11 protein-coding genes are annotated in these 16925 nt (G+C 48.6%); 1 reads left to right on the top strand and 10 read right to left on the bottom strand.

Going from position 1 to position 16925, the window contains the following annotated elements; translation table 11 throughout:
- Nucleotides 1-28: 28 nt before the first annotated feature.
- From BQ5379_RS08180 to BQ5379_RS08135, 10 genes are all read right to left on the bottom strand, one after another.
- Entirely contained in the window at nucleotides 29-2077 is a 2049-nt protein-coding gene (locus tag BQ5379_RS08180) for a fimbrial protein (protein ID WP_083377664.1), read from the bottom strand.
- A 37-nt stretch (nucleotides 2078-2114) separates the two neighbouring features.
- Nucleotides 2115-4154, bottom strand: a complete 2040-nt coding sequence (locus BQ5379_RS08175; RefSeq protein ID WP_071134978.1) for a hypothetical protein — start codon at nucleotides 4152-4154, stop codon at nucleotides 2115-2117.
- 37 nt (nucleotides 4155-4191) lie between these two features.
- Nucleotides 4192-6273: a hypothetical protein gene (locus BQ5379_RS08170; RefSeq protein ID WP_071134977.1), complete on the bottom strand. Its 2082-nt coding sequence runs from the start codon at nucleotides 6271-6273 to the stop codon at nucleotides 4192-4194.
- Between the two features lie 60 nt (nucleotides 6274-6333).
- Nucleotides 6334-7152 (bottom strand): FimB/Mfa2 family fimbrial subunit, encoded by an 819-nt coding sequence (locus tag BQ5379_RS08165; protein WP_159431234.1) that lies wholly within the window; start codon nucleotides 7150-7152, stop codon nucleotides 6334-6336.
- A 166-nt stretch (nucleotides 7153-7318) separates the two neighbouring features.
- Complete coding sequence (locus BQ5379_RS08160; protein ID WP_083377663.1) at nucleotides 7319-8926, bottom strand: OmpA family protein; 1608 nt, start codon at nucleotides 8924-8926, stop codon at nucleotides 7319-7321.
- Between the two features lie 2 nt (nucleotides 8927-8928).
- Nucleotides 8929-9534 (bottom strand): DUF3575 domain-containing protein, encoded by a 606-nt coding sequence (locus BQ5379_RS08155; protein WP_083377662.1) that lies wholly within the window; start codon nucleotides 9532-9534, stop codon nucleotides 8929-8931.
- 1564 nt (nucleotides 9535-11098) lie between these two features.
- Nucleotides 11099-12331, bottom strand: coding sequence for a 6-bladed beta-propeller (locus tag BQ5379_RS08150; protein ID WP_071134974.1), 1233 nt, complete (start codon nucleotides 12329-12331; stop codon nucleotides 11099-11101).
- Between the two features lie 55 nt (nucleotides 12332-12386).
- The gene (locus BQ5379_RS08145) at nucleotides 12387-12689 is read right to left on the bottom strand and encodes a hypothetical protein (protein ID WP_143039427.1); all 303 of its coding nucleotides are present in this window, start codon (nucleotides 12687-12689) and stop codon (nucleotides 12387-12389) included.
- Between the two features lie 579 nt (nucleotides 12690-13268).
- Nucleotides 13269-13883 carry a hypothetical protein gene (locus BQ5379_RS11145; RefSeq protein ID WP_143039426.1) on the bottom strand — a complete coding sequence of 205 codons (615 nt, stop codon included), beginning with the start codon at nucleotides 13881-13883 and terminating at the stop codon, nucleotides 13269-13271.
- Nucleotides 13876-15108 carry a 6-bladed beta-propeller gene (locus BQ5379_RS08135; RefSeq protein ID WP_083377661.1) on the bottom strand — a complete coding sequence of 411 codons (1233 nt, stop codon included), beginning with the start codon at nucleotides 15106-15108 and terminating at the stop codon, nucleotides 13876-13878. The genes BQ5379_RS11145 and BQ5379_RS08135 overlap by 8 nt, the downstream gene beginning before the upstream one ends.
- Before the next feature lie 299 nt (nucleotides 15109-15407).
- Between BQ5379_RS08135 and BQ5379_RS08130 the strand changes: the two genes are divergently transcribed.
- Nucleotides 15408-16907: a TolC family protein gene (locus BQ5379_RS08130; RefSeq protein WP_083377660.1), complete on the top strand. Its 1500-nt coding sequence runs from the start codon at nucleotides 15408-15410 to the stop codon at nucleotides 16905-16907.
- The last annotated feature ends 18 nt before the right edge of the window (nucleotides 16908-16925 follow it).

Here is a 16925-nt window from a genome sequence, read left to right as displayed (position 1 = left end):
TTTTGTTTTGAATTGAGTATCCGACATTCTATTCGGATACCTTTACCAATCGAAGCTGGCGACTGCTATTATTATTGACAGGCACCCAATCTAGTGTCACATCTCCACTGCCAAAACCCCAGTTATATACTTGAGAACTGTCAAAAAAAGTAGAAGTCCATAGATAGCTGTTTAATGTTCGCCATTGAGCGTTGTCTTCATCAGGCTCACTATTCGGTTTGGTATTAGCGGGATAGAATCCGGCCGCCGGAAATTTGAATTCCAGATAACCACTGCTCCAGAATGAATTATTGTCGGTAATATCATCGATCGTAAAGGTAGATTCCTGTGGCAGGGCTTTAATTTTGATTGACAGATAATGAATATCTCCGGCTTCGCAACATTCATATTTGTAGGCAGCATATTCACTGGTCCCCTTGAAACGCAGTGCATAAACTGTGTACAAATTGTAGGTTGTAGCCGTGGTGGCACAGGCATAGGTATGGCTGAATTTACCGAGACGAATATACGATTGCCCGGAAAGACTTTCTCCACCCGTATTAGGAGCATAGTCCTCATCATTTCCGAAATAGAGAGTTTCAGTAAAGGCATAATCATTACCATCCTGATCCTTTTCAATCATACGAAGATCTTGATGTGCTACGCCGTTATCCCAGCGGGGGTGAGTAATGCCGTTACCGGAACCATCGGCAGCTTTTAACCATTGACCGTTCTCATCGACATACGGTCTATCCTTAAGCAGCAGAGTTACCGGAATTAATAGGGCCGTTTCCCCCATCGTCGGAATGCGGTACTCATTACCCTCATCGTCACGCAGAATTTCATTGCGTAAGTCTACGTCTTGATTAGCTCCATTGCTGGAGTAGGTGCCATCTTCCGTTCCTGCCAACCAATTGTAGGTAAAATACGATGTTGTGGGACATTCTTCTCTCGACGTTGACATCTGGGAGTAGAAAGTGACTTTCTTAGTGTTCTTGTCGAGCGAAAGCACGTTATAATCCGTAAACATATTAACCTTCAACGCATCGTTGAGTTCCTGCTGATCGTGCGTCTCGAACGGAAGGTCGTCGACCTGGAAGGCCTCGGCCGTATTCCAGTCATCCACAATGATATCGAAGTCAAGATCCAACGGTTTAGTCAGCACGATACGGTACAGGTAGTTGCGCTTCAGTGCCAGCGGCGTTTTACCGGTATCGTCTTTGGAATCCATGAAAGTCACCGTGTGGGTGAACTTCATACCGTCCATCGTGTACTTGATCTCCAGTGCAGGAAGATGAGCGCCACCCGGCGTAACATCTACGTTTTCATAGCTGTAGATGGTGGCCTTGTACTCGGTGGGGATGTCGAAATTTCCGACCAGATCGATATTATCGTAGGTTTTCTCTTCGTAAAGATCGTCCTCGGTCGAGAAGTTCATGTCGTTCGAGGCACCCAGACGGCTCTGTTTGGTGCGGTTGATGAACTTCACCGAGTTGATGGTCACCCCTTCGGCAGCGTTCACCAGGTCGATGCGGACTGCCAGACGGCGCATGATAACCTGTCCGCCGTCGGTCACGACACCGGCTTTCGAAACCACGTGTGCGGCTTCGGTCGAAAGCATCAGGAACGGATGCCAGGCATCTGCGTCGTCCTGTTTGCCGACCTCCTGCGAGGCGATCAGCGCCAGCAGGTCATCTTCCGTCACCTGCGAGTTGGCGTCTTGGTCGGTCAGCGTCATCACAGCGTTTTTCAACGTTTCGTCGGCATTGGCCACGAAGTGAATGTCGTAGGTGCCGTTCTTGCCAAGGTCGAACGAAGCGGTTTGGTCGGCATCGCTGTAATTGGTTTCGAAAGTTTTGTAGTAGCTGCCATCTTCGCCGAAGACTACAGCCAAGAGGCTCTCGATTTTCTTTTCTTCGGCAGTGGCTGCGGTCGGCGTAGCGGAATCGTTATCGCCGGCAGCACGGGTCACGGCGCCGCCAAGGGTGAAGACCACCCGGTTACCGTCCGTGAGCTGCGGGTCGTCGTCGATCTCCTTGCTACAGCTGCTCAGGAGCGCCGTGCCGGCCAACAGCATTGTGAAAATTCTCGTTTTCATATGTTGTGTCTTTTATTTCTGATTTTTAGAGGGTCTTCTACTGTTGCGCATCGACTTTGACAAAACGAAGAGGCATGCAATATTCAAACGGAGCACACGCCATATCCGTATAACTAAGAAATGCACCTAAACGACACGCATCCGTATCTTTTTTACGATCATACAAAGTTGATCCCCAAGCAGTAGCAACGATACCTTCTTCACTTCTGTTATCTTCGGAACGAGTATAAAAGCCCGAGCAGGGTAATTGAAATTCAATATAACTTCCATCTGCCCAAAATGATTTCTGTGCCACATCGTCAATGGTCGTTTTGCTATCCTGCGGATGCAATGCTTTAATTTTAATTGACAGATAACACTGCAAAGGATCAGAATTAATAGTGCACAATTTCCAGCAATATGCAGCATACTGATTCGTACCTTTAAAACGAAGACCATAAACAGGATGGATATCGTAAATAGCCGTCCCGTCTTTGGGGTAAGTAATTTGTTCTGTCTCATCTCCGACTTTCATTTGCGAGACCCCCGAAAGAGTATATTCTGGATCACCGGGATGCGATTTGTCAGAACAATTGTTTATATCATTTTTGAAGTATGCTGTTTCAGTAAACGGGGTTGATACTGTAACCAAGGGATATGTATTCGTTGTACTATTCCCATTCCAATATGGACAAAACATGCCATCTTTCTCCTTGTTGACTGTTGCACGATCACTTTCTTCAGTCCACATAGGTATCAGTAGTGTCATTTCTCCTGCGGTAGGAAGACGGTATTTCTTACCATCAGGACCGGTAAATTCGGCAGTCAAAGCACCGTTATCTTTTAGATCAGTCCAAGCAACATACGACGAGCTCGGGCATTCTTCCTTCGATACAGCCAATTTGTCGTAGAACGAAGTAATGGTTTTGTCTACCAAATTAAACTCTTTGGCGTTGTACTCCGTAAACATGTTCACCATGAGTTTGGCGTTGAGTGCGGCCTGCGCTTCGGGATCAAGTTCGTCGCCCGGGCCAATCTCCTCGGGCATCTCAACCTCGTTCCAGTCTTCAACTACGAAGGAGAATTTAATCTCGTTGGTCGTCACCGGCTTCCCGTTACCGAGTACGATGGTGTACAGGTGGTTACGCGTGATGTCAACCGGGGTCTGTCCGCCGCCGGCTTCGGTGCGAATAAACGGAATTTCGAGGGTCGTCGTGTTTTCGCCATTGATCTTGTAGGTCACACGAACGGCGGCGTAATCATCAATCGTATTGGGACGTTCGTAGGTGTAAAACACTTTCGAGAAGCTCTTGGGCGTGAAGTCCCCACCTACGGGATGCTCTTCGGTGATATCCACATTGGCGTTGCTTCCGAGGATAATCCGATCGGTAGCAGGAGCTGACAACGGTTGTTGTCCGAAGAGGTAGCCTTTTGTGGCTGCCCCGACGAGCACAGCACTCTCGATGGTCATGTTCGGAGTGTTGTTCTGGATGTCGACACGGGCCACGATACGGGTCAGTTTTACTTCGCATTTAACCCCGGGGGCGATGGTGATCACGTCGTTCACACCGTCCGAGGTCGCCGTACCCGACATGGCAATGCCGTTGGCTTCCTCAGCCAGTTTGTCGGCGGTGTTACCCTCGGACAGTTCAATCGAGGCGGTGGTTTTCGTGTGCAGATCGGATTCGGTCGAACCGACTTCGGTCGCAGCCACTGCTGCGTCGTCATTGACCACGAAGACAAACTTGCGTTTGGCATTCATGTCCGAGATCGGAGCCTCGAGCGAGAAGTTGTAGGTTCCGTTCCCATTGTCATAGAGTTTAATGTCCGAAGTGAGGTCGTGTTTGCGCAGGAACTTCGGCGAGGCCTCATCCGTTGCGTCATACACCAGCAGGCTCATCTGCTTGATGGCATATTCGGGCGCATCGTGCGTGGCTTTGGTTTTGGGATAAATGACCCCATCGCTGCCGGGTGTGGCGAGCGTGAAGGTGATGGGCAGGCCTTGGCCGTCGCCGCCGTCAGGACCGACCTGTTCTTTGCTGCAACCGCACAAGAGCGACGTTGCGGCCAGCAGCATGGTGAAAATCTTGGTTTTCATATAGTGGTAGTGTTTTTTCTATTATCGAATCATCAAGTTATTCCTGAACACGGACAAGACGGAGCGGAAAACTATAATCTGTTCCTGTGCTACTTTCATGGGCATTCTCAAGGTTAAAACCCAAGAAACGGACTTTCCCTAGTTCACCATCACGAGACGAAGACCAGAAATAACCACTAAAATCTCGATTAGAAGCATTATCCTGCTCCTCATCAGCAACTACTTTCGGTTCATAACATCCCGAAGCCGGGAGTTTAAACTCAATATAGCCATCAGACCAAAATGATTCTTGCGATACTGTAGCAATAGTAGTTGCCATATCATCTTTTTTCAAAGCTTTGATTTTGATCGACAAATAGCGATCCTGAGAATCACCAGTCGTATATATTTGCCAACGATAAGCTGCATATTGGCTTGTACCTTGGAAACGCAGGCCATAGACCGGAGCAATATTGTAATTTCCCTTTTCCGGATCATCAGGTTCCTCTGTATAATAATGTACAGTTTCGACCTTAGCTCCTTTTTTCATCCAACTCTGTCCTTTAACGACGTAAGCACCGTCCGTTTCATCAGGATTAGTCGTTTGATCGGGCAATCCATCTACACCATTCTGTAAATAAATAGTCTCTGTCCAACCTGTCGTTGCTGCTTTGTCAGACATAACCAAAGAACCATCATCTACATCAGGATCATTAGTCGAAGTATTGTCGTTCCACCACGGATGAAATATTCCCCATGAGTTTGGTCCCAATTCCTCACGATCTTCATCTGTAGTCCATTTAGGTAACAACAAATTCAATTCACCTTCAGTAGGCATACGATACTTATTTCCTGCACCATCCGTCAAATAAGCATCAGCGGTATTACCCGTGAGACCAGCCGCATTCAGCTCTTCCCAAGTGAAATACGAATCAACAGGGCAGTCTTCAAATGAAACGGCCAACTTGTCGAAGAAGGTTACTTTCTTCCCTTCTATGCCCTTCACATTGTAAGGCGTAAACATGTTTACCTTAAGGGCGGCATTCAACGCGGCCTGCTCGTCCTCATCGGGATCAACAGCCTCGTCCATATCAACCGTGTTCCAATCTTCTACCTTCAGGGTGAAACTTACCGGGTTAGTGGTAATCGGCTCACCGTTACCCAAAATGATCGTATACAGCGTATTGCGCTCAATGTCGACAAAGGATTTATCGTCAGAAGTTTTTTGGAACGGAACGATCACTTCGCCGTTGCTGTTGTTGATCGTGTAGGTAACCTTTACCTGCGCTCCGTCACCCTCTGCATTGGCGCGCTCGTACAGATAGAATACCTTTTTCAGGTCGGTCTGCTCGGCATAGGTCGTACCGAGGTTCACCTGCGCATTCATGGCTTCGGTAATGTAGCCTTCGTCGGCTGCGGCAACGGGCGTATGCGGGAACAGGTAACCTTTCGGAGCTGCCTGCTGCAGTTCGATGGACTTGATAATCAGATTCGGCGTGTTGTTCTGAACATCCACACGCGCTACGATACGCTGGAGGTGAACTTCGCATTTCACACCGGGCGTAATGGTTACGACATCTTTTCCGTCGCTCTGAGCAATACCCGACATGGCAATACCCTTACCTGCAGCTGCCAACAGATCTGCAGTATTACCCTCTTCCAGAACGATGCTTGCAAGTTTGTTCTGCAGTTCGTCCTGCGACTCACCTTCATCGGGTTCTGCATAGGCGTCATTGGCCACGAAAACGAAACGACGCTGAGCATTCAGATCGCTCACGGGAGCTTTGAGCGTAAAATTGTAGGTTCCGGCACCGTTCGATACGATGGTTATCATTTTATCGCCGGTTTCGTCCGTAGCGTAGCGGCGAAGGAAAGTTCCTTTGCCTTCCGCATCGACCGCGTAGACATAAAGGCTCAGACGGTGGATGGTCCACTCGGCCTCGTCGTGAGTAGCACGGGTCTGGGAGGAGTAGGGAATGGCTTCCCCGGCCGGCGTACTCATCGTAAAGGTCACCGGAATGGTCTTGCCGTCATCCGTGCAACCGCAATCCGATTGCTCCTTGGTGCACGACATGGCCACCACGGCCGTTATCAGTACGATAACAGCCCGTAAACAGGTTTTCTTCATGATCGTAAACATAAAATCATCTATTAAGAGTTGGTTGTTTTGTAAATTCATCTTACGGCACACACGAGGTCGCTAACTGAATGATCCTCCATCCTGCCAGTCCTCAATGTCTGCATCGACCCAGGGCCGGACCTCGACCGTCCCGTCCGCATAGATCGTAAGTTGTATGCGGTACTCCTGCACGGCCGTGGCCTCGGGATCCCACCCCCATGTTCGGAAGGCGCGGCTCAGGTCGATCGGACCGGTAATTGCCTTGTCGCCAAACCACAACTGGTAGGTCGGGATGTTTTGTCGCGTATAGCGCATCGTTATAAACTCGTCACGCAACTCCTGCGATTTGAGCGGGGTACGCTGCACGTGCGTAGCTACATCCCCATTGGGTGCGGGGATCACCTTGTCGCCAATCACCTGGCTTCGCTGGGGGCATAGGGAGTAGCCCACGGGCACCTGACGAAGTTCCATCCGGTAGTCTCCCACATCGCTGGGCATGTTGTGCCACATGACCTTCACGTGCAGGTGACAATGGATGTTATTCATATAGGTCACAAACCTGTTCTCGCGGGACTGATCCACGTGCATGTCACATACCCCCCAGTACAACTGGTCCGCATTGAGGTATCGTCCCGACGGCGTCAGACGCGAAAGCTCCACTTCCAACGATTCGAGCGTCTGGTCCTCGGCCTTAAAGGCCAGCGGCGTATCGGCATTGCCCAGCGTCAACATCGTATAATCTCCGTCCGGAAGCGAAAAACGCAACCGTTGCAGGTCACTCCCCGCAGCGATCTCGTTCACATAGCGCCCATTCGCATCGAAGACGAAATGCCGCAACGAGTGAATGTAAGTACTGAATTCTTCTACTCCGTAGGGCACGTACTTAATCTCCATCATCATGTTCCCGCAACAGAGGTCTCGGTCGTCGTCGAGCGAACACGAACTGAACAGCAGACACAACCCAAGCAGGAGAGAGGTCACTCTCGCTGTTGTGTGATGTATATTTCTGTTCGTCCATTCCATCGGTCGCTACCGTTCGTCCGTTTGCAGTATATCCGATTCTCGTTTACTCTGCAGCGTGATCCGCTGCGGAATCGGTGTTGCCTGGGTTCTGTCCGAACTCAGCTTCCCATTTTTTCAACTGTTCAAGGTTATAATCAGCCCGTACAGGGTCGGTTGCCCGCGCTTTTTCGAAATACATTCGAGCTTCCTCTATCTTGCCGCACAACCAGTGGTATACACCCAGATTGTTCGCCGCCAGCGGGTTATCGATCACACGTCCCAGACATACCCACGCCATTTCCATATCGCCACGCACCAAAGCTGCTGAAGCGGCGTTGATATTGGCAATGTCGTCGTTCGGGAAATAGTGCACCGCGACGTCATACTCCCGGCCATAAGCATCACGCTGTCTTACAATCTTTTGATCATCATTTTCAGCCTGAGCCACCTCATACATCTCATACAGACTCAGGTCCTGAGGTCGAGTATCGATCAGACTGCCGGCCTCGTCCAAAGCGAACGGACGAACGCGGTAGTCGATCCGCATCTCCATACGGCGCAACGGAGGGAAAAGATTTTCCAACATATAGCGGTAGGGGTCACCGCCGTGCAGATCCATCAGGGTCTTTTCACGACCATTGAAGATGTCGTACATATCGATAATGTCGATCACCTCTTCACGAGCCTCCATATCACTCTTCTCGACAGCATCGCGCAAACCCACCCAGTCTTCGCCAAGACCTTGTGCCGAGATTTGGTCGACCGACATTCCGTAACGTTCCTGCAGATAGTTGCGCATCCCCTCGGCACGCTTCTGAGACAGTTTCAAGTTGTGATCATAGGTACCTTCAGGAGAGGCATAACCGGTGATCGAAGCCGAAAGAATATGATAGGTCGAAGTATCACCGGTCACCGGAGGCAGAATCTGAGCGATTCGCTGCAACTCAGCACCGTTGTTTTCAAAGTCGGGATAGACCTCCCAATGGTCCACCGGATAGGTAATGCGAATGGTAGCCGTTGCAGTACGGTACTTGACCTCTTCGGCCTGCGGTTCAATAAAGGTTACGCTGGTTTCAAAGAGTGGTACGCTCACAACAGCCATCGGAAGCGGAAGACGCGCCGCTGCAGTTGCGTAAACCGTATCCCGCACAACGGGACGTGCCGGGACATCCACCGGGAGCGAAGCCAGCACACGGGCGCCGCCACAATTACGCTTTACATATTGCAGTTGGAGACGTCCCGTAACACTCTGCGGAAGGAGCATACTCTCCTGGTAATCGACATCTCCGCGGCTTCGGCGATAGACAACACATATCTGCCCGACGGTCTTGGTATCAGACAAGGCTTCGCGGCGTTTATAGAACTTGGCGCCCGACGGAGAGAAATACCCCAGTTCGGGATAACGAATGGTATCACGTCCAAGGATGTATATCGGCACCAGATGCAGCGACGACGAGCTTTTGATTCGTCCGGAGACCTCGGTCGAGAATCGCACCCTCAAACTGTCGCCATCCCACTCGGCCCGCGGACTCAGCAGATAGCGGATCGAGGGCGAACCGTAGATAACGTGCTGCAACTGGAGCGTGTCCGGATTCACGCTACTGGCCAATAGCGCCGACACCGAGCACTGGAGCAGCAGTGCAATCAATATAGCGAATCGACAGAGTTTCATGATTAGCGGATGTAATAGATGAACGACACGGCAGCTTTGGTGGGACCGATCCAATGGCGGCGATAGGTGCCTAATTTGTCGCCGCAGGCTCCGCACTCATATTTGTCATAGTTCAGATAGACATAGCCCACGCCCACCGAGGCTTCCAACCCCCACCTTTTTCCCAGGGCCCACTGATAGCCGTAGCTGATCCCGGCACCGGCCCCCCAGCCTCTGTAACGGGCGTCGCTCAGAAAGGCCGGGAACTTCAGGCCCCCGACATTATACCGTCCGTAAAGAGCATGGAATCCGACATAGTGACGCTCGTAAGCCCGGCAGAACCAATACTTTGCCTCGGGCATTACCAGCCAGTGGTGCAGTTTGGGATTGGTCGCGACCCCCTCTGCGTTGTTATGATTCGGGAAATTGAAAGCGTTGTAGCCGATCGTGGCCGACAGGGTATAATGTGAAGACAACCGCCATTCGACCCCTACGTTAGGAGTGGTTGTCGCCCAGTAAAGTACGTTCGTATGCAGTCCCACCTGCTGGGAAAACGTACGGATTGGAAATACGATCCCGGACAAGAAAAAACAAAAGACGATCAATCGAATGTACAGATTCTTTCTCATCGTGCCAGTTGTCTATGTCCAATAAATTTTCTCCCTCGGGAGCTATACTTTGTAACCTGCAACGCTGAATATTCGGCCAAGGCGGGTCTTTTAAAACTGTTATCGTAAAATTTGATTGCTTCACCTTCAGGTCCACGTCCAACAATGGCCAAAAACATCATCTTTTGACAAATTGAGGACAAGATCTCATGGACTCTTTTCAAGGCAGACATGACCGGGATTTCAGTCCGAATCGACACTCGCGATTCTGTATTTTACATCCCCCAATTACCCTCGCGCCAGCTACTCAAAATCGGCAGTCAAATCTGCAAAAATCCCCTCGATCGACCCTAGGTTTTCATACAATCAATTACGGGCATTTCCTATTTATTCTCTTCACAAACTCTCGCGCAGGAGCACAAAGCTATTAACAAACAGCCTATTAACCAACTCAAAAAACTAAAAATAATCACCCACACCAACCCTTGTGACAATATATCACTATATATCAGTTTATTACAAAATCACAAATATTTACATATCACATTTATTTTGATTACAAATTCACACAACTCGCATAATCCATTATTATAACACAAAAGTAATAATCAATACAAATATACATATTACAAACTACTACAAACAAGCAACAAAAAGACCTTTTATTACAATTTTCAATACAAACCACATTATACGATATGGATTTTTATTCTATTTTCCTATTTCACCTACTGACAGGCCCGATTTTCAAGTCTCAGTTAAAGTCCCAAATTTTCCACGACCGAGCCAAAAACAGGCTCCAACTTTTTTCTCATCTTTCAGGAAAATACCTCACGAAAACCAGCCATCAAATACGACAGAAAATACAAGAAACAGACACCTGAAAACATTTGACCACGGCATTCATAATCCGAAATGTCGACAACTACAGCGCGTTTTTTACTTCACCCCAATCCGACTACAGACAATACCCTAAAAAACAGACCACTCAACCCGCAAAAAAAAAGAAAAGCTCTTAACTCGCCTGATCGAGGCAAATTAAGAGCCAACTCTATAATTTATGATTACCCATGCAATGCTCAGCCACACCACAGGCAGAGCGCAACGTTTCGCAACAGATACCCCTCTATTCCACACCCTCCCGGGACACATACCACCCTCCCAAAACAAGACCATCACCCACGATACTCCCCAACTAAGCCATTAGCCGAACAACGAACAATCCATGGCTTTCGTTAACACGAACACAGCACAAGGCGACACCTTAACCACCCTCCACAATACGACAGAGCGCACACCAGCCACAGGACTATGTCCTCACCTGACAAATTAGCCCAAAATGCCGGAAACCGTCCGACAGGACAGCCTTGCCCAACGGCCATACGATATGCCCTTGTCAAACACCTCTATTAATTTCGCCAATCTAAAGACATACCGGCTGGAACTCTTGTTCAGCAAATGTTGGGCGGAAGCAATTGTCGACACAAATCCACCATCGCGTCGCTCAACAGCTGGAATCCAACCCTCAACACGCCACCAGTGCTTCCACACCCCCCGTTCGAAACGAATCCAGCCCCTGCGCCGACTATTCCTCGTCGACCGGTTTCAGCGTATAGCCCACCAATACGGGATTATCGTTTTCGCCCAGCGCGTCGTAAATCGGGCCAAATTTCGGACCGGGATCCTTATCGCCCATCATGAGTTTATGGACATGGCTCAACTCAACATAGAACGCCTTGCCATCTATGCACAAAGGAACGCGGTTGAACAACCGTTTCAAAACATCATCGACCGAATAGAACCTGATATCATTCTGAGTCCCTCTTTCGAAACTAATTACCTCCGTTCGACCATTTTCCTTATCGTACAACACATAGCATGGCTTATCGCCAACATTCAGGGAAGCACACAAATAATGATCATTATTCAGAAACGTACCCGGCAATACATATGAACGCCGCAAATAATCTTTATAAGAACACTGCTCATCTCCGTGCACATAATTCATATTCTGCAAATCCGATTCCGACAATGATTTGTACCCATCCAGCCGATTTACCAGCCGATATGCCGGAACAATGCTGTCCTCTCCAACCCTATAAAATACTGACGAAAACAATGGACTAAAAAGCAATTCGCCATTATCCAAAGTACAAACGTTCTTTCCTACTGCAAAATCGACTCGACTGGGCGTCTGATCTTGCAACCAGTTCGCCAGCGGATGACCTTGATCGTCGAACAAGGTCAAATTCCAAGGCCGCATATCGTCGGGCAAAAACTGCTCACGCCCATCATTAACCTGCACATATCGCCCTCCCTTAAAAGGTACAACAATTCCCTCACAATACACAAACGGAACAGTTTTCACCCAATTACCGTCGCTGTCATATACCAACAACTTTTTAGAAAACTGATCAGTCACCAAAATCTGTTTATTCAACCGATCCAATTTCATATCGACAATTCGAGTATACTCCTTTGGTCCCGGCCCCTGATCGTAAATACCGCCAAGGTAACGCCCCTGCTTGTCGAAAATCAAAATCGAAGCACAACTACGATCCAATACGTAGAATCGGTCATCCATCACCTCTACCGCGAGCACATTGGATACCAAAGAACTGTCGGTCGTCTCCAACGGCACACACCATACTGAATCGATTCGCTGATGCACCGGCACCGTCGAAATCTCTTCCAAAATGATCTCTTCGCCTCCTTCTGTTGAAACCTCCGGTTGATTACCTTTTGAACCGCACCCACACATCAGCACGCACAACATCCCCGAAAGAATCCACGAAAACACCAATCTTTTGTTCTTCATAATAATGTTTGAATGAATTATCGGCAGCCTGCTATCGCAGACCGCCGATAACAAACTATAATGCGACACAATCAGCACAAACAAGATACTCCGACCCAGAAAAACATATTACTTTACAGCCCTCAAATACCTTATAATCAATCACAATTAAGCATTGATAAGATGGATCAATACCATAACTATATATATTCTCTTGCATTTCATCAGGAATTGCAGCCAACGCTTCAACATTGGCCAATGTCAAATCATCCTGAGGCACCACCGCTTTTTGTTGGGCAATCAAAAAGTTTGTCACCGCACCACCTGTTAGCACCAGCGCTGCGCCGGTTGCCAACAGAATTTTAGTCATTTTTTTCATAGCGACTAAATTAGCAATTAAAAACCAAAAGGAGTTCTATCCCGAACCCCATCACCAACAAATTTATAATTAAAATTTGAATTAAAATTCAAAAAAAATAATAAAACCATAATATAAAATCACATACTACCTCGTCAAAGACATAAAACCATACCACATTCTTCTTTTCAACACATCATTACACTATTAACCACATCCATATCATCCATTAGCCCCTCCCTCACAAAAAAAGTCTGAATGGCTTGACTGCAACTATTCGAACGCGGCCCGAAGAGAAAAGGACCGCGTCGATAGAGACTCGATAGAGCTTTCTAACACGCAAAAGTCAATGTGCGGGAATCTCGATCGAAATGGTTTTGAACTTACGGGCACTGAAGTACTTCGGGCTTCAAGTCGACATAAGGGCTTGTAACAAAGATATCCCGTTCCGTCGCAGAGGCCTACTGTTTCCGAGATTCGTATGGCGATTCTGTCTGGAGCATAGTACAAAAGAAACTTGCCGCCTTTCAAACTACAACTGTTCGAAAAGCGGCAAACCTCGCAATTTAAATTTTCGTTGATTGTACTAACACGCAAGGATCAGCGAACATTTTTCCCTCCCGTTTCGCCCGCAACATTCCCTTGATTCGCATCATCCAAGACCCCACCGTTCTTTTTCAAACGCTCAATGGTCGATTTGTAGAGATTCCACATTTTTGAATTTCCGATAGGTGATCCCACCAGGATGACCCGATTGTCGCGGTCCAACAAAAAAGAGTGGAACTGTTGTATCTTGGAAAGTTGGGGATAACAGTGCTCAAATATTTGCAGAGAATCCATATACATCGGATAATCGAACCGGTAATTTGACAACGTCTGTACAGGCGCTTCCATCTTCGACGTATTGAACACGAACAGACAGGATGAGATGGAATCCAAAGCCAACATACGCCGCCAAACATACAATTCTTTCAACTTACATGATGTACAGCCCGTAGCGTCAAAATATGAGACAAGTTTAAAACAAGCTGTATCTGCATACACCGATGCGGCACGCACCGGTCTTAATGTATCCAACAGAGCCGGAATATCGACCACCGTGCCACGTACCGAAGCAATGGGGCTGTCTTGTACGGCGGGAACTCCTCCGCAACTCATTACCAACCACGACACCACCCCGAAAAGGATAACTTTATAATCTTTACGGCTACTCATCGGAATCAACAGATTTAAGGGTATATCCCACCAACACGGGATTATCGTTTTCGCCCAGCGCGTCGTAAATCGGGCCAAATTTCGGACCGGGATCCTTATCGCCCATCATGTGTTTATGGGCATGGCTCAACTCAACATAGAACGCCTTGCCATCTATACACAAAGGAACGCAGTTGAACAACCGTTTCAAAACATCATCGACCGAATAGAACCTGATATTATTCTGAGTCCCTCTTTCGAAACTGATCACCTCCGTTCGACCATTTTCCTTATCGTACAACACATAGCATGGTTTATCGCCAACATTCAAAAAAGCACACAAATAATGATTATTATTCAGAAACAGACCCGGCAATACATATGAACGCCGTAAATAATCTTTATAAGAACACTGCTCATTCCCATGTACATAATTCATATTCTGCAAATCCGATTCCGACAATGATTTGTACCCATCCAACCGATTTACCAGCCGATATGCCGGAACAATACTGTCCTCTCCAACCACATAAAATACTGACGAAAACAATGGACTAAAAAGCAATTCACCATTATCTAAAGTACACACATTACTTCCTACCGAAAAATCGATTTGATTGGGCGTCTGATCTTGCAACCAGTTCGCCAGCGGATGACCTTGATCATCAAACAAGGTCAAATTCCAAGGCCGCATATCGTCGGGCAAAAACTGCTCACGCCCATCATTAACCTGCACAAATCGCCCTTCCTTAAAAGGAACAACAATTCCCTGACCAAATTCAAACGGGATGGTCTTAACCCAATTACCATCGCGGTCATAAACCAACAATTTTTTAGAAAACGCATCATTCACCACGATCTGTTTATTCAACCGATCCAATCCCATATTAAGAATTCGAATATACTCTTTCGGTCCTTGCCCCTGATCGTAAATACCGCCGAGATAATGCCCCTGCTTGTCGAAAATCAAAATCGATGCACAGCTACCATCCAATACATAAAATCGATCATCCATCACTTCCACAGCCTTCACACTGGAAACCAACGAGCTATCTGTCGTCTCCAGCGGCACACACCACACTGAATCGATTCGCTGGTGCACCGGCACCGTCGAAATCTCGTCCAAAACAATATCCTGACATCCGGGCAAACTTCCGTCATCACTTTTGGGAGCAGACACGCAACTCCACATGGTTGCCACACCGAACAAAGCGCAAAGGTTTCCGATTGATCGACTGATTTTCATAAGGCACAGGCATTTTAGATTAGACTAACTCCTTCTACACTTTCCATGCTCCCACTGTGTTTCGAAAAGAAATCACACGCGAAACGGTACATTGAAAAAATCACACCCGTTATCAACCTTCTAAATTAAGACAAAATCATAAGAAAAACAAAATTTGAACCTAGATTACCACAACCATAAACCAGCGAACCACACATGCGAATAAAAAATACACATAGAATACAATTTTATACAAAAATGCTTTGAAAAAAGATTTCAAATTATTACACTTGTAGTCAGAATCCGCAAAACCGACAACCGTGAGAACCCTTATCACCAGCCTTCTGACCGCCCTGAGCGGCCTCCTACTCTGCCGCACAGCCTGCGCACAGAGTTCGCGGACGGTGCGGCTGACCCTGCAAGAGGCCATCGAACGCGCCCAAAACTACTCGATCGACGCGATGATGGCCAAACACACCTATCTCAGCCAATACTGGGAATACCGCTCCTACAAGGCCCAAATGCTACCCTCACTCTCGCTGAGCGGCACGATCCCCAACTTCGACAAATCCTACACCTCGCTCCAGAACGCAGTTACCGGCGAATACAACTACGTCGACAACTACGCCATGCAGAACTCACTGGGGCTCTATCTGCAACAGAACATCGCCGCCACGGGCGGTAACATCCAGCTCTACACCGGACTGACCCGCCTCGACCAGTTTTCACCCTCGCGCGACGTCACCTGGAACTCCGCTCCCGTGAGCCTGATCCTCAACCAGCCCATCGGCGGATTCAACCAGCTCAAGTGGGACAAACGCATCGAGCCCGTCCGGTACGAAAAGGCCAAATACGAATACCTCGAATCGATGGAGAGCATCACCAGCCAGGCCGTGGCGCTCTACTTCAACCAACTCGTCGCCCAGCAGAACCTCGCCATCGCCCGCCAGAACCACGCCAACACCGATACCCTCTATAAAATTTCACAGGAACGGTTCCAGATCGGCTCCATCTCGAAGAACGACCTGCTACAGCTCGAACTCCAGCTGCTCAACGAAGGGATGTCGATCAACACCAACAAACTCCAGCACGACCTGGCCGCCGCACAGCTCAAATCCTATCTCATGTACGACGAACAGGACACCGTGATCCTCGAGATTCCGGAAAACGTCGCCGACATCGAGATTTCGATCGACGAAGCCTATCGGCTCGCCTTCACCAATACCTCGTTCGAATACCAGAACCGCATCAGCCAGCTCGAAGCTGAAATGAGCGTCGCCCAGGCCAAAGCCAACCGGCGTCCCCAAGCCACCGTCTATGCCCGCTTCGGTCTGAACCAGGTAGGGAACAACTTTGCCGACGCCTACCGCAACCCCCTCGACCAAGAGACCATCCAGATGGGCATCAGCGTGCCGATCTTCGACGGCGGTGTGGCCAAAGGCCGCGTACGCACCGCCCTCTCGCAACTCGAAGTGACCCAGGCCGAAATCGACAAAGAACGCATCGACCGCAAACAGGACATCTACCTGACCGTCATGCAGTTCAACAACCAGAACGCCCAGTGTGCCATCTCGGCCCGCGCCGATTCCGTAGCCCAGCAGCGCTACGAACTGTCGATGCGCCAGTTCGCCGCCGGCAAGATCAGCGTCCTCGACTTCAACACAGCCCAAAGCGAACGCAACTCGGCCCACAGCAGCTACCTCACCGAACTCCAGAACTACTGGAGCTACTACTTCTCCATCCAGCGATACACCCTGTTCGACTTCCTGCACCAACGCAACATCGCAGCCTGCTTCGACGCCACCACCCTCGAAAAATAACCCACCCCGCCCACCGAT

This window comes from Millionella massiliensis, assembly GCF_900104655.1.
GTDB lineage: Bacteria > Bacteroidota > Bacteroidia > Bacteroidales > Rikenellaceae > Rikenella > Rikenella massiliensis.
This window is presented reverse-complemented; position numbering and strand designations above follow the sequence as displayed.

Excerpts from the sequence above, each read along its gene's own strand:
- BQ5379_RS08180 (WP_083377664.1), bottom strand. The coding sequence starts at position 2,077 with ATGAAAACGAGAATTTTCACAATGCTGTTGGCCGGCACGGCGCTCCTG.
- BQ5379_RS08175 (WP_071134978.1), bottom strand. The coding sequence starts at position 4,154 with ATGAAAACCAAGATTTTCACCATGCTGCTGGCCGCAACGTCGCTCTTG.
- BQ5379_RS08170 (WP_071134977.1), bottom strand. The coding sequence starts at position 6,273 with ATGTTTACGATCATGAAGAAAACCTGTTTACGGGCTGTTATCGTACTG.
- BQ5379_RS08165 (WP_159431234.1), bottom strand. The coding sequence starts at position 7,152 with ATGATGATGGAGATTAAGTACGTGCCCTACGGAGTAGAAGAATTCAGT.
- BQ5379_RS08160 (WP_083377663.1), bottom strand. The coding sequence starts at position 8,926 with ATGAAACTCTGTCGATTCGCTATATTGATTGCACTGCTGCTCCAGTGC.
- BQ5379_RS08155 (WP_083377662.1), bottom strand. The coding sequence starts at position 9,534 with ATGAGAAAGAATCTGTACATTCGATTGATCGTCTTTTGTTTTTTCTTG.
- BQ5379_RS08150 (WP_071134974.1), bottom strand. The coding sequence starts at position 12,331 with ATGAAGAACAAAAGATTGGTGTTTTCGTGGATTCTTTCGGGGATGTTG.
- BQ5379_RS08145 (WP_143039427.1), bottom strand. The coding sequence starts at position 12,689 with ATGAAAAAAATGACTAAAATTCTGTTGGCAACCGGCGCAGCGCTGGTG.
- BQ5379_RS11145 (WP_143039426.1), bottom strand. The coding sequence starts at position 13,883 with ATGAGTAGCCGTAAAGATTATAAAGTTATCCTTTTCGGGGTGGTGTCG.
- BQ5379_RS08135 (WP_083377661.1), bottom strand. The coding sequence starts at position 15,108 with ATGAAAATCAGTCGATCAATCGGAAACCTTTGCGCTTTGTTCGGTGTG.